Raw genomic sequence first — 12,668 nt, 5'->3', positions numbered from 1 at the left:
GGCGATCTGTGTAAATGAAACGATCCTATATAGTCTATACAACGATTTTTGCCGTCGTCTCCGGTCTGATCCTTTGTATTCTACTCGTCTTCTCAAAACCAGAGACGTTAGTGCAAATTCAAGAGACCTTCACAAAAATCGAGACGCAATCAAAACACCAAGCGGCTGTCAAACAAGTGCCGCCAAGCCTTCCTTCTTCGATTCCGAATCCGGAAGAACCATTAATCAAGGATGTTCAACAGATGTTATATGATGATTCGATTGGTTCCTATCTTGTTGTGACGGAAGATTATCATTTCTTTGAAGTCAGTGGGACGGGCGAGCGAATCAATGCTTCCTTCCAATTGAAGAATGATGGCAAACTGTTACTCGCAGGGCTTGATGGAATGGCACTCGTTGATGGTGAAACGGTTGCATTACTGACATCAAATCAAATTCTTGTGACGATTACGCGAAAAGACGGTGCATGGTCGGAAGAAACGCGTGAAAAAATCAAAGGCACGACCATTCGAGATAATTTTCATGGGCTTGGGTACGATGCTGAAGAAAAAGAATTTTACACGATCAATAACATCCGGTCGTTAGGGCGCATCGAATTGACGTATTTTAAAATGAAGCAAGATGAAATTAAAATTGGTCCTGATGCGACAGCAAAAGAGAAAAAGAAACTCAAGAAAAAGCAGAAACCTCCGTATTTGACGGTTGTTACGCGAGATCGAATCGATGCTACAGATGGTATGCGAGCAGATGCAAAAAAAGCATTTGAAGAAAATTTCCGTCCGATTGGACTCGCAGAACGACAAGGGCGCATCTATACGTTGGACTCCGATTCCTTGTATCTTTATTCGATTGATGCGAAGGATAAGACGATCACGGGAGAATCTGCAAGTCCGAAAGTATACGGAGCAGAAGGAATCTTTGTTCAAGACAATGAACTGTTTGCTTTGGTCGAAACAGACAAATTTTCGAGCCGTTCGTTTACCCCGATCGATTGATCAAAAAATTAAAAAGGTGTCCGTTCGTGAAAAAAATCACGAACGAACACCTTTTTTTAATTACGTCGTTTGATTGAGTAGAGCAGCATTCGTTCCGGCACAGTGTCCTGTTACAAAAGCAGCTGTAATGTTGTAGCCGCCGGTATAACCATGAATGTCTAAAATTTCTCCGGCAAAGAATAGACCGTCTGCTTTTTTCGACATCATCGTTTTTGGATGGATTTCTTTGATTGAGACCCCTCCGCCCGTGACGAAGGCTTTATCAAAATCAAGTGTCCCGGTCGCATGAAGTGGGAAACGTTTTAATGTTGTCAGCAGTTGCGTGAAATCTTGTTTCTTCACTTGCGTACAAACTTCGTCACCAAAACCGATTTGTGTGAAGAGTAATTCAAGCAAACGTTCCGGTACGAATCCCTTTAAGGCGTTTCGGACGGTTTTTTTCGGATTGGCTGCAAGCGCAGCCTGAAAACGTTCCGTCAATGCTCCGATTGATTCTTCTGGGAATAAGTCGACCGATAAATGAACGATTCGTTCGCCGGAGCGTTTGCGTTCCTTGATTGTATATTGGCTGCAACGTAGTGCGATCGGACCACTCAGCCCGAAATGCGTAAAGAGCAAATCACCCGTGTGTGTTTTAATGGCTTTATCTTTTTTTCCGTGAACCGTCAAAGCGACGTCGCGGAGCGAGAGCCCTTGAAGTGATTTCGCTTGAATAGAAGCATCGTTCAGTAAGATCGGGACTTCGGTCGGGAAAAGTTCGGTAATCGTATGACCGGCTTTTTCAGCCCATGGGTACCCGTCACCGGTCGAACCCGTATGGGGCACGGATTGTCCACCGACTGCAACGACACAACTGTTCGCTTCAAGGCGTGTGCCGTCTTGCATGAGAACGGCTGCAAATGAACCGTCTGTGTGAAACTCGAGCGACGCGACTTCTGCATTCGTTTGAATCTCGGCACCGTGCGCTCGGATTTGATCAATCAAGACACGGACGACGTCAGCTGCTTTATCCGAGACAGGGAACATCCGCCCGTTATCTTCTTCTTTTAACGCCACACCAAACCCTTCGAACAGGTCGATGATCGACTCGTTACTGAATTGTGAAAAGGCGCTGTATAAAAAACGTCCGTTTCCTGGGATCGACTGGACGAGTTCGTCGAGCGGTTTACGATTCGTGACGTTACAACGCCCGCCACCGGAAATCGCAAGTTTTCTTCCCAATTTATTTCCTTTATCGAGCAGGAGTGTTTTCGCGCCTGCTTGTAAAGAGGCGAGCGTTGCCATCAAGCCGCTCGGTCCGCCTCCGATTACGATTACATCGTACATGCTGTCACCTCATTGAATAGTTTTCTGCTTGTTCCACTTTAGCAGAAGTTCGGTCTGTAAACAAACCGTCTCTTTCTTTTATGAGAGGGGAGCGGTATAATGATTTGCAATTGTGCATCATAGAACTTGTTAATTGAGACAATATATTATAGGTTGTCAAGCGTTGAACTACCTCCACCTACGCTTCGCTTAGAGGTAGAGGATTCCTGATCTTGGTTGTTTTCAAACTAAGAGTGTCGGACAATTGACGTGTCGGAAGACACGTCTTGCCCGAAGACGATTCATCTCCCACTCACACTAGGACTACGCGCTGAACGTTTAAAAGTGGGAGTATTCTCGTCTAATTTTAATAAAAAAAGAAAGCGTGAGGGAAGTTATCATGGCCACTGTTAACAAAAAGCAATCGACTTCATCCGGCAACTCGGGATTCGTTCGTGGAACGATGCTCTTGTCTGGAGCATCACTTATTTCACGAGCCCTTGGTCTGATTTACCTGTTTCCTTTTCAGTTTATGGTCGGTGCGACCGGCATCATGTTTTATACGTATGCGTATAACTACTATGCAATCATGATTGGGCTGGCGACAGCGGGTATTCCAGTCGCTGTCTCTAAATTCGTCGCTAAATATAATGCACTTGGCGAATACGATACGAGTGAACGTCTGTATCGTTCTGGATTAAAGATCATGTCTTTGACCGGGATCGTTTCGTTCATCGCCTTATTCTTACTTGCCCCCTATCTTGCACATCGGGCAATTCCTGGCGGTGACGTCAATTCGGCTTCTTACATCGATGCCGTGACGATGACGATTCGCGGGGTCAGCTTCGCGTTATTACTCATCCCACCGATGAGCATGACGCGCGGGTATTTTCAAGGTCACCAATCGATGGGACCCACAGCAATTTCGCAAATTCTTGAACAAATCGTTCGAATTGTTTTTTTACTGGCAGGTGTTAGCATTGCGATTTATATCTTCGATGCGGATGCAGCATGGGCCGCAACGATTGCAACCTTCAGTGCATTCATTGGAGCAATCGGCAGTGTGGCAATCCTCGTTTACTATTTCCGGAAGCGTGCTCCCGGATTACAAGAGTTACGTGACAGTCAAACGGTTCAATCACCGGAACGGCCGTTAACAGATCTCTACAAAGAACTTTTGACATATGCGATTCCGATCGTCATGGTCGGGTTATCGACGCCACTTTATCAAGTCATCGATCAAAATACGATGAACGCAGCCTTACAAAGTATCGGGTATACACTTGAGGCAGCGGGTAACGCGACAGCGTATTTAATTGCCGACAGTCATAAAATCGTCTTGATTCCTGTTTCGGTCGCAACCGGATTGTCGTTGTCGGCAACGCCGTTGTTGACAGCATCATTCACGCAAGGCAACATGAAAAAAGTTAAAAAACAAATTTCACAAATTTATCAATTGGCATTTTTCGTCACGATTCCAGCCGTCGTCGGGATGATTTTATTGAGTCAAGAGACATTCCATGTCCTCTTCCCGAAAGACCAGGAGGCATGGGTGTATCTTTTAAGTTATGCTCCAAGTGCGCTGTTCCTAGCGCTTTACTCTGTAACAGCGGCCGTCTTACAAGGAATCAATCGCCAATACTTTACAATCATTGCGACACTTGCCGGACTAGTGACGAAGTATTTACTAAACGCACCGTTGATTCATTTGACAGGTGACGGAACGGGTGCCGGGTATGCAACGATTCTCGGGTACCTCGTCGCGACAGGGTTAATGTTCTTCCGCATCACTCAAACGGTCGATTTTCCGTTCAGTAGTGTCTTGCGCCGGACATCGTTAATCATGATCATCAGTGCCATCATGGGCATCGGTGTTGCACTCGTGAAATGGGGAATGGTTGCATTCTTGCCAGAAACGACACTTGCGTCACTCGCGATTTTAATCGTCGGTGCGGGACTTGGCATCGTAATTTTTGCCGGATTAGCCATTTGGACGGGACTGGCAGAAGCAGTATTAGGAAGAAAATTTTCAATGAAACGAGGACGTGGCAATGCGGCTAGATAAATTGTTATCCAATATGGGGGCAGGCTCCCGTAAAGAAGTCAAACAACTCTTAAAATCCGGTGCGATTCAAGTAGATGGTGAGATTGTACTCGACCCGAAACAGCATGTCGATGTCGAGACACAAGATATTCTCATGTATGGTGAACCTGTCGTTTACCAAAAGTATATCTACTTGATGATGAACAAACCGCCTGGTGTAATCAGTGCGACGGAAGACAAGCGGGACCAAACAGTGATTGAGTTATTGTTCGAGGACGTGACGTACTTCAAACCATTCCCGGTCGGACGACTGGATAAAGACACGGAAGGTTTATTACTGTTGACGAACGACGGTTCATTTAATCATGCGTTGATGTCACCGAAAAAACATGTTGCGAAAACGTACTATGCAGAAGTCATCGGTACGTTGACGGAAGAAGACGTGATTGAAGTACAAGAAGGTGTCACGTTGGAGGATGGATATAAAACGAAACCGGGGAAACTCGTGATCTTAGAGGCAACGGATGAGACATCGACTCTGGAACTGACGATTACAGAAGGCAAGTTCCATCAAGTCAAACGGATGATGCTGGCGTTAGGAAAAGAAGTGACGTATTTAAAACGTCTATCGATTGGTGAATTGCCACTTGATTCGACACTCGAACCAGGTGAGTACCGTGAACTGACGCGTGGCGAGTTAGCGCTGTTCGACTGGACACCGGAATAAGTGTCGTGTCAAAAAACGCTCCTGCACTTGGCAGAAGCGTTTTTTTATTTGGATTCCATCAATTGAAGAGCAGATTAAACGTTCCGGAGTGCTTCCGCGATTGGGAAAGGACCGCTTAATACTTCGAATTGACGTGATTGTGTTTTGTGGTCGACTAATGTCACGAGCAGTGTGGCGACATCGGCACGTGGGACTTTACGATCTTCGTACGATTCAAAGTGTTCTTTGATTTCGACTGTACCACTTGCGTCCTCATCACTCAATGGACCAGGGCGGACGATTGTGTAATCAAGTCCACTCGCTCTTAAGTGTTCGTCGGCAGCGGCCTTTGATTCGAGATAAACTTTTAGTTCGCCACGCGGATTATCCGTACCGACAGAGCTGAGCATGATGAAGCGTTCAATTCCGTTTGCTTTTGATGCATCGATGACTTTGATGGCTCCATCTTTATCGACAGCGCGAGTCAATTCGTCCGATGCTCCACCGGCACCTGCTGCGAAAATCGTAACGTCAGCATCTTTAACGACATTCGACATGTCTTCTGTTAAATCACCGATTCGTACTTCAGATGCACCAAGAGCGATTAAATCGTTTATTTGATTTTCTTCTCGGACCACAGCAATCGCTTGATGTTGTCCTTGTTTTGCAATCAATTCAACCATTTTTCGACCTGTTGTTCCGTTTGCTCCAATAATAATGATATTCATTCAAATCATCTCCTTCTCTAGACTAGGTATACCCGTCTGTTAAAAATAAAAACAAAAAAAGACGCGAAGGATTCGCGTCGTAAAAGAAAAATAGTGTTGAAACTGCTTGATTAACCGGCTTGGCGTTGCTTTTTACTTGATGTCCAAGTACCACGTCTTGGGCTCACAATGAGATTGTTGTATTCGAGCACATTCAAATCCCGTTGAACGGTCCTTGATGTGATGCCAAACTCTTCAACCAACTCTGCTGTCGTAGTAGCTCCGTTCTCGTTGATAAAGAGATAGATCGACTTAATTCGGGTCAACATACGGTCTGTAGAATCTTTCATTGGTATAACCACTCCCCCAATGGATAGAATAGTGTTCTAAAACTTCGGGTGACAATAGACGGTGATATATCAAGTTGTTTCGTCTTTAGTATAACTCTTTCAGTATAGAATGCAAGTAATTTAACCGAACGTTATTGAAAAAAACATACAAATTGAACATTGATTAACGAATGTAATCGTTTTATTATTTTTTAATGTTCGTCTTAATAAGAGAAATGGAAGAATTAAGATTTTGGATGTTCGTAATCGCCGAACATTCGCTATACTGAAAAGGTGAACGTATTAACGGATAAGGGAGAGGTGTCATATGGTAAATTGGAAAGAAGAAGTTTTAACGCGACGCGAAGCACTTTTGACAGACTTAAAAGAGTTGTTACGCATACCGAGTATACTCGATGAAACAACAATTCAAGAAGGGGCGCCGTTTGGTCTAGAAGTCAAACGTGCACTTGATTGGATGTTAGCGACTGGGGAGCGCGATGGGTTCAAAACAAAAAATGTCGACGGTTATGCAGGGCACCTTGAATATGGTGAAGGTGAAGAACTGCTCGGGATTCTTTGCCATCTCGACGTTGTTCCTGCTGGAGGGGACAGCTGGACGTATGGACCGTTCAATCCGACGCTAGCGGACGGAAAACTATATGCACGTGGTGCGATTGATGATAAAGGACCGACGATTGCGGCATACTATGCGTTAAAAATCGTCAAAGAGTTAGGGTTACCGTTATCGAAACGGATTCGTTTAATTGCTGGTGGAGATGAAGAGAGCGAATGGCGTTGTGTCAATCACTACTTCAAGCATGAAGAGATGCCGACGATTGGATTTGCACCAGACGCTGATTTTCCAATCATCAATGCTGAAAAAGGATTATATGATGGCCTTTTGATCCAAGGGAAACCAGCACAAACTGCAGACACAGGTTATCATCTCGTAACGTTCGTAGGCGGAGAACGTCCGAACATGGTACCGGGTCATGCGACAGCGACGGTCCATGTAGCTGAACACGGATCGATTGAATCTTCATTCCATGCCTACCTGGAAGAGCAAGGATTGACAGGGACAGTGAAGCAAACGGCAGAAGGTCTTGTCTTTGACGTCTTCGGAGTAGCAGCGCATGCGATGGAGCCGGATAATGGTAAAAACGCGGCATTACACCTTGCTCGTTTCTTAAGTACGCTTCACCTCGACTACAATGGACGGCGTTACATCGAACTCGTCATGCATATGTTCCGTGATTCACGCGGTGTCGCATTGGGTGTCGCGGCATCAGATGAAACGGGGGATTTAACGATCAATGGTGGTGTCTTCCGCTATGAAGAGGGACAAGGAACGGCGTCACTCAATATTCGTTATCCGCACAGCGCTGATTTCACGGAGCGTCTACAGTTGATCAAGGAAGCGGCTTCGGCCTATGGTTTCGACCTTCAGACGCGGACGCACATGCCACCGCACCATGTTGATCCAGAACATGAATTGATTCAGACGCTCAGTGCTGTCTATGAACGTCACACGAATCAAAAAGCGGACTTGATTGCAATTGGTGGAGGCACGTACGCGCGTTCGTTAACAGCAGGTGTTGCATTCGGTCCAGTTTTCCCGGGTGGTCCGGAAGTCGCGCACCAAGTCGATGAATACGTTGATTTTGAAGAGTTATTGTTAGCGGTCGCGATTTATGCAGAAGCGATTTATGAACTAGCCAAATAATATGGACATGAATCCCCCGGCACACCGATGACGGGGGATTGATTCTTGAAAGGAAGTACACCGCGTGATCAATCGTCAAAAATATCACTTTCAGGCACTCTACTTTTTTATCTTCTTCGGGCAAGGTGCACTCATTCCGTACTTAACGCTTTATTTTTCGAATGATGCGTTTCAGTTATCTGGTTCAGAAATCGGGACGATTGTTGCGATCGGTCCGATTTTATCGATTTTGTTGCAACCACTATGGGGACTCGCGGCTGATCGTTTTGGTCGACCGAAACGTCTGTTGCTCGTTGCGCTCCTCGCAGCAGCAGGATTTACTGTCAGTTATTTACTGACATCGGTCTACATCCTGCTCTTATTGATTGCATGTTTATGGGCCTTATTCCAATGTGCACATATTCCGTTAGTCGATACACTCGCCATTGAATTTTCGAAGCGGAAATCAGTCGATTATGGCGCACTTCGTTTATTCGGTTCAGCTGGTTTTGCGCTTGCTGTCTTCGTACTTGGGCAGGTGACAGAAGGGGGGACGCTCGGAGCGATTTTTTATGCAAGTGGAGCAGCGCTGATTTTAGCGTTCTTAGTATTGATTGGTATCGAAGCAGCTCCAGTCCAGTTGACGGTCAGTGAACGGATGCCCGTTTCACGACTATTTTCAAATAAGCGCTTCCTGTTATTTTTAGCAGGTGGAAGTCTCGTCTTTGGTCCGATTTTTGCGAACAACTATTATTTCGGAAGTTATGTTACGATTCGAGGCGAATCGACGGCACTCGTCGGGACCTTATTTTTTGTAGCTGTCCTCTGCGAAATTCCGTTCATGCGAATTGCGACACGTGTCTTAATGCGATTTGGCGCGATTCCTGTCCTCGCGTTTGTCTCAATTTTATCTGCTGTTCGGACGGGATTGCTTGCTTTAGAACCACCGGTCTTCTCGTTATGGATCCTTGCGGCACTACAAGGGATGATTGTTGGATTACTGATTCCCGTTGCGCTGGACTATGTGCGTTCGCTTGTCCCATCATCAATGGTAGCTACGGCTGTCAGTACATATATGGCTACTACGACGGGACTTGCGACCGCGATTTTCAATTTGATGAGTGGCGTTGTCCTCGAACAATGGACAATTTATAGTGTCTTTTGGGTATATACAAGTAGTAGCTTGCTTGGGGCAGTGCTCTATCTGATAAGTGGAAGGATCAAGGAGTGATTAAATTGGACCGACATTATTTTATCGCGATTCCTGTACCGCTCCTCGAGTTGAAGCAGTTATCTGAAGCGGTTAATCTTGGTCATTACTATCAACAGGTCTACGGCCAGGAAGACTTTCATCTGACATTACATTTCTTAGGTGGATTGACGGAGCGCGAATTGAATGAATGGCAATGTCGTCTTAAAGAAATTGCAGCTACTGTTCAGCCGTTCACTTTGATAATCAATCATCTCGTTACGTTCGGCAATGAGGACCGTCCACGTGTTTTCGCTGCGGGGGTGGAAGAGACGACTTCTTTATTACGACTCGCGAATCAACTGGCTCCGGAACGACATAAACCGTTCGTTCCTCATATCACACTTGCGAAACGCTGGAATGCAGACTGTGAAGAACCATTGCCAGACATGACGCTACAAGCGAAAATTAATGTCACGGAACTTATTTTATATGAAATCCATCCAGCTAATCGTCCGAGATATCGAATCAATACCTTAGCTAGATGCGGGAAAGAACAGTGAGGTGATCTCATGGCGTTATTGATGAAGTTATATGATTTAGAGAGTAAGTATGAGAAGAACCCGCTCGAAGTCTCAAAACGCTACAAAGAGCAACGGCAGTTAGACTACGAGAATCTATTCCATAAGTGGGAAGCTGGAGACTTGTTTCCGGGCGAGACGATCGTCCGTCCTAAGAAATGGTGGCAATTTTTCAAATCTCCTGTCGTCGTCCAGTTACCAGGGAAACAGATCTCAAAGCCAGCGTTTGATAAATGGTATAAAAAACGAGTCGAGATTCAAAAGTTGCTCTATGTAGCGGGCGGGGCAACTGAAGATGAGATATGGAAATTGCCGCTTCGGCGACACCTCGACTTTTATCAGATGGTCCATCTGTTAAATGATCAATACGGTTTGTTTTATCGTGCTGTCATTCATTATCAACAAGGAGAAGTCGAGTTAAGTTCCTTTGCCGTCGGCCCATCCGCGATTTATTTACTCGATTGGTTGGATGGAGAAGAGAGCATCTATCATATTAAACGAGAGAAATTATGGCGTGAGCAGCCGTTTAAGGCACCGACGAAAAACATTCTGAATCCGTTGATCAGTTTGAAACGGACAGAAGATATTTTACGGCTTGTTTTAGGAAGTGAACTTGAACTACCAATCGAACGAGTCGTCATTGCGTCGAAAGGTTATTTTGATCAACTGCCGAAAGAGTCGAAAACTACTTATGTAAGTAAAGTCGATTTTGCACACTGGTTACACAAAATGAATACATCCGCCCCCTATACAAAAGCTTTTCAAATGCGAGTTTGTGAAAAGATACTAAAAGAAACGTCATCGATCACATTTCAAATGGCGGTCAATGATCAAGAGAATGAACGGATTCAGACGTGAGGAGGGAGCGGCAAAAATTTTGATGTTGTCGCGCACATATGACGAAAATGAAAAGTAGCGAACTAGCGCTGATGCACCCACAATTAATTTCAGCGGAATTTTTGACGTTTCAATCGATTTTGGTCGAATCGAAACAGTCATTCACTAAAGAAGACGTGCAGTTAGTTTCAAATCAGGCAATCATCGATTATGCTGTCATTTCGCAACAACAAGACGGAGGAGTCGCACGTCTCATTTTGGAAGTAGAGGGAGCGATTGAGTTAGGGAGTGTGTATGAATTAGTGAGTGCGACACAGGGACGGATTCGAATCTTTCCGGGGCGTGTTGTTCAAACATCGTTGTTCGATCGTAAATATAGTTACGAAGGACCGCTTGGCGTCATGATGGATGATGGGATGTTATCACTTTTTGTCTGGTCACCGATTGCGGAACGTATCGAGTGTGTCATCTACGATACAACAGAAACAGTTCTGAAAACGAGCGAGATGAAACGGGGCGATCGTGGTGTTTACCAAATTACGTTAGCTCGCGAATATGAACACGCCCGATACCGTTATCGCGTGACGACGTACTTAGGGACGACCGAAGTCGTCGATCCATATGCAAAAGCAGTGACGGCGAACGGACGGTTCGGCGTCCTGTCAGATGTCGATCAAGAAATCAGGCAGCGATTTCCGAAGCGGAAAAAACGTCCGATTCTTGTGAAACCGACGGATGCAGTAATTTATGAAGCGCATATCCGGGACTTCACGATTGATGCGACATCAGGATCGACGCACCCGGGACAATACCTGGGTGTGTCCGAGCGGGGGACGCGTTCTCCGGCTGGGAAGAAGACGGGACTCGATTATTTGCTTGACTTGGGCGTAACACACGTTCAACTTCTACCGGTACATTTGTTCGGTTCGACGGATGAAATTACACGCTCACCATACAATTGGGGATACGACCCCGTAAACTGGTTCGCACTGGCGGGTAGCTATGCGAGTGATGCGACAAATCCGCGAACGCGGATTTTCGAGTACGTCGAGATGATTGATCAGCTGCATGCTGCCGGTATCCGGGTCACGTTTGATGTCGTCATGAATCATGTCTATATTCGTGAGCAGGCAGCACTCGAACATCTTGTTCCTGGTTACTACTTCCGTTATGAACTCGACGGGACGCTAGCGAATGGAACGGGCGTCGGAAATGATACAGCATCAGAACGTTTTATGATGAAACGATTGCTTGTTGACTGCGTGACCTATTTCGCGGAGGTACTCCAAATTGATGCCTTCCGATTTGATTTGATGGGAATTCACGACGTGGAGACGATGAACAGCCTTCGGACGGCGCTTGATGCGATTGATCCGACAATCCTCATCTACGGGGAAGGATGGGATCTTGCGACACCGTTAGCCGCACGGCGAAAAGCGATTAGCTCCTCTGCTGCACGGATGCCTGGGATTGGTCATTTTAATGATGTCTTTCGGGATGCACTGAAGGGATCAACGTTTAATGAACATGACCGTGGATTTGTGTCGGGCGATCTTTGGAAAGAAGGAGAGGTTCGAAACGGAATAGCCGGAAGTGTGACGCTTGAGAATCAAACGTACGGTCGTTTCCCAGAGCCGACCTACTCGATTAACTACGTCGAAGCACATGACAATCATACGCTGTTTGATAAATTGAGCCTTGCTAGACCGGATCTCGATGAAAACCAACTTCTACGAATGAGTCGTCTTGCACAAACGATTGTGATTTTAGCAGAGGGAATTCCATTTCTTCATGCCGGGCAAGAATTTGGTCGGACGAAACAAGGTGTCGAAAACAGTTATAATGCACCCGATGCCATTAATCGATTGGATTGGACATTGCGGGATCGTCATTTTGAGATGGTCGACTATATTAAAAATATCTTACAGATTAGACGGATGCACGGTGGTTTCCGCTTGCACTGGGCGAATCAGATTCAAGAATCGCTTCATTTTTTACCGATGCGACCGGGTGTCATCGCTTACGAAGTGGATGCGATTCACTCTTATGATGCCTGGCAGCGAACACTCGTCGTGCATAATGTGACGGATGAAACAATCGAGATTGCGCTCGATCACCCGATGTGGAATCTTCATGTTCAAGGTGATGAAGCATCCGTCACCCCAATCGAAAAAGGCGTCGCCAAGATTAAAGTGCTTCCGTTGTCAACGACGATTGCGACATGTTAAGATATTCATTGTGCCTTATGGCAAATCTATTAAAAAGTTGAG

The 12,668-nt window shown here is 45.7% G+C and carries 11 protein-coding genes; 8 read left to right on the top strand and 3 right to left on the bottom strand.

Features of this window, described 5'->3' with window-relative positions:
- The first annotated feature begins 14 nt into the window (after positions 1-14).
- Positions 15-995 carry a hypothetical protein gene (locus KNP96_RS02840; protein WP_214768772.1) on the top strand — a complete coding sequence of 327 codons (981 nt, stop codon included), beginning with the start codon at positions 15-17 and terminating at the stop codon, positions 993-995.
- A gap of 60 nt (positions 996-1,055) precedes the next feature.
- Here the strand turns inward: KNP96_RS02840 and KNP96_RS02835 are convergent, their stop codons facing one another.
- Positions 1,056-2,321 (bottom strand): BaiN/RdsA family NAD(P)/FAD-dependent oxidoreductase, encoded by a 1,266-nt coding sequence (locus KNP96_RS02835; RefSeq protein ID WP_214768770.1) that lies wholly within the window; start codon positions 2,319-2,321, stop codon positions 1,056-1,058.
- A 379-nt stretch (positions 2,322-2,700) separates the two neighbouring features.
- Between KNP96_RS02835 and KNP96_RS02830 the strand changes: the two genes are divergently transcribed.
- Positions 2,701-4,365 carry a putative polysaccharide biosynthesis protein gene (locus KNP96_RS02830; protein ID WP_214768768.1) on the top strand — a complete coding sequence of 555 codons (1,665 nt, stop codon included), beginning with the start codon at positions 2,701-2,703 and terminating at the stop codon, positions 4,363-4,365.
- Positions 4,352-5,071: a pseudouridine synthase gene (locus tag KNP96_RS02825; protein ID WP_029331204.1), complete on the top strand. Its 720-nt coding sequence runs from the start codon at positions 4,352-4,354 to the stop codon at positions 5,069-5,071. Before KNP96_RS02830 ends, KNP96_RS02825 begins: the two co-directional genes overlap by 14 nt.
- Before the next feature lie 74 nt (positions 5,072-5,145).
- Here KNP96_RS02825 and KNP96_RS02820 read toward each other — a convergent pair whose 3' ends face one another.
- Positions 5,146-5,778 carry an SDR family oxidoreductase gene (locus tag KNP96_RS02820; RefSeq protein WP_088837650.1) on the bottom strand — a complete coding sequence of 211 codons (633 nt, stop codon included), beginning with the start codon at positions 5,776-5,778 and terminating at the stop codon, positions 5,146-5,148.
- Positions 5,779-5,888: 110 nt separating this feature from the next.
- On the bottom strand, positions 5,889-6,107 hold the full coding sequence (locus tag KNP96_RS02815; RefSeq protein ID WP_029331202.1) for a DeoR family transcriptional regulator: 219 nt from the start codon (positions 6,105-6,107) through the stop codon (positions 5,889-5,891).
- A 307-nt stretch (positions 6,108-6,414) separates the two neighbouring features.
- Here KNP96_RS02815 and pepV point away from each other — a divergent pair, with 307 nt between their 5' ends.
- The 5 genes from pepV to pulA all read left to right on the top strand — a co-directional run bounded on the left by pepV (position 6,415) and on the right by pulA (position 12,626).
- Positions 6,415-7,812 (top strand): dipeptidase PepV, encoded by a 1,398-nt coding sequence (gene pepV / locus KNP96_RS02810; RefSeq protein ID WP_088837649.1) that lies wholly within the window; start codon positions 6,415-6,417, stop codon positions 7,810-7,812.
- A gap of 64 nt (positions 7,813-7,876) precedes the next feature.
- Complete coding sequence (locus tag KNP96_RS02805; protein WP_088837648.1) at positions 7,877-9,022, top strand: MFS transporter; 1,146 nt, start codon at positions 7,877-7,879, stop codon at positions 9,020-9,022.
- Positions 9,023-9,027: 5 nt separating this feature from the next.
- The gene (thpR, locus tag KNP96_RS02800) at positions 9,028-9,543 is read left to right on the top strand and encodes an RNA 2',3'-cyclic phosphodiesterase (protein ID WP_214768766.1); all 516 of its coding nucleotides are present in this window, start codon (positions 9,028-9,030) and stop codon (positions 9,541-9,543) included.
- A 9-nt stretch (positions 9,544-9,552) separates the two neighbouring features.
- Positions 9,553-10,419 carry a hypothetical protein gene (locus KNP96_RS02795; protein ID WP_088837646.1) on the top strand — a complete coding sequence of 289 codons (867 nt, stop codon included), beginning with the start codon at positions 9,553-9,555 and terminating at the stop codon, positions 10,417-10,419.
- 38 nt (positions 10,420-10,457) lie between these two features.
- Entirely contained in the window at positions 10,458-12,626 is a 2,169-nt protein-coding gene (gene pulA, locus KNP96_RS02790; RefSeq protein ID WP_251135710.1) for a type I pullulanase, read from the top strand.
- Positions 12,627-12,668 lie beyond the last annotated feature (42 nt).

The organism is Exiguobacterium sp. s133, from assembly GCF_018618595.1.
GTDB lineage: Bacteria > Bacillota > Bacilli > Exiguobacteriales > Exiguobacteriaceae > Exiguobacterium_A > Exiguobacterium_A oxidotolerans.
Note: the sequence above shows the minus strand (reverse complement) of the source record. Positions and strands in the feature narration are given on the sequence as shown.

Excerpts from the sequence above, each read along its gene's own strand:
- KNP96_RS02820 (WP_088837650.1), bottom strand. The coding sequence starts at position 5,778 with ATGAATATCATTATTATTGGAGCAAACGGAACAACAGGTCGAAAAATG.
- KNP96_RS02835 (WP_214768770.1), bottom strand. The coding sequence starts at position 2,321 with ATGTACGATGTAATCGTAATCGGAGGCGGACCGAGCGGCTTGATGGCA.
- KNP96_RS02795 (WP_088837646.1), top strand. The coding sequence starts at position 9,553 with ATGGCGTTATTGATGAAGTTATATGATTTAGAGAGTAAGTATGAGAAG.
- pepV (WP_088837649.1), top strand. The coding sequence starts at position 6,415 with ATGGTAAATTGGAAAGAAGAAGTTTTAACGCGACGCGAAGCACTTTTG.
- pulA (WP_251135710.1), top strand. The coding sequence starts at position 10,458 with ATGACGAAAATGAAAAGTAGCGAACTAGCGCTGATGCACCCACAATTA.
- KNP96_RS02825 (WP_029331204.1), top strand. The coding sequence starts at position 4,352 with ATGCGGCTAGATAAATTGTTATCCAATATGGGGGCAGGCTCCCGTAAA.
- KNP96_RS02815 (WP_029331202.1), bottom strand. The coding sequence starts at position 6,107 with ATGAAAGATTCTACAGACCGTATGTTGACCCGAATTAAGTCGATCTAT.
- KNP96_RS02840 (WP_214768772.1), top strand. The coding sequence starts at position 15 with ATGAAACGATCCTATATAGTCTATACAACGATTTTTGCCGTCGTCTCC.
- KNP96_RS02830 (WP_214768768.1), top strand. The coding sequence starts at position 2,701 with ATGGCCACTGTTAACAAAAAGCAATCGACTTCATCCGGCAACTCGGGA.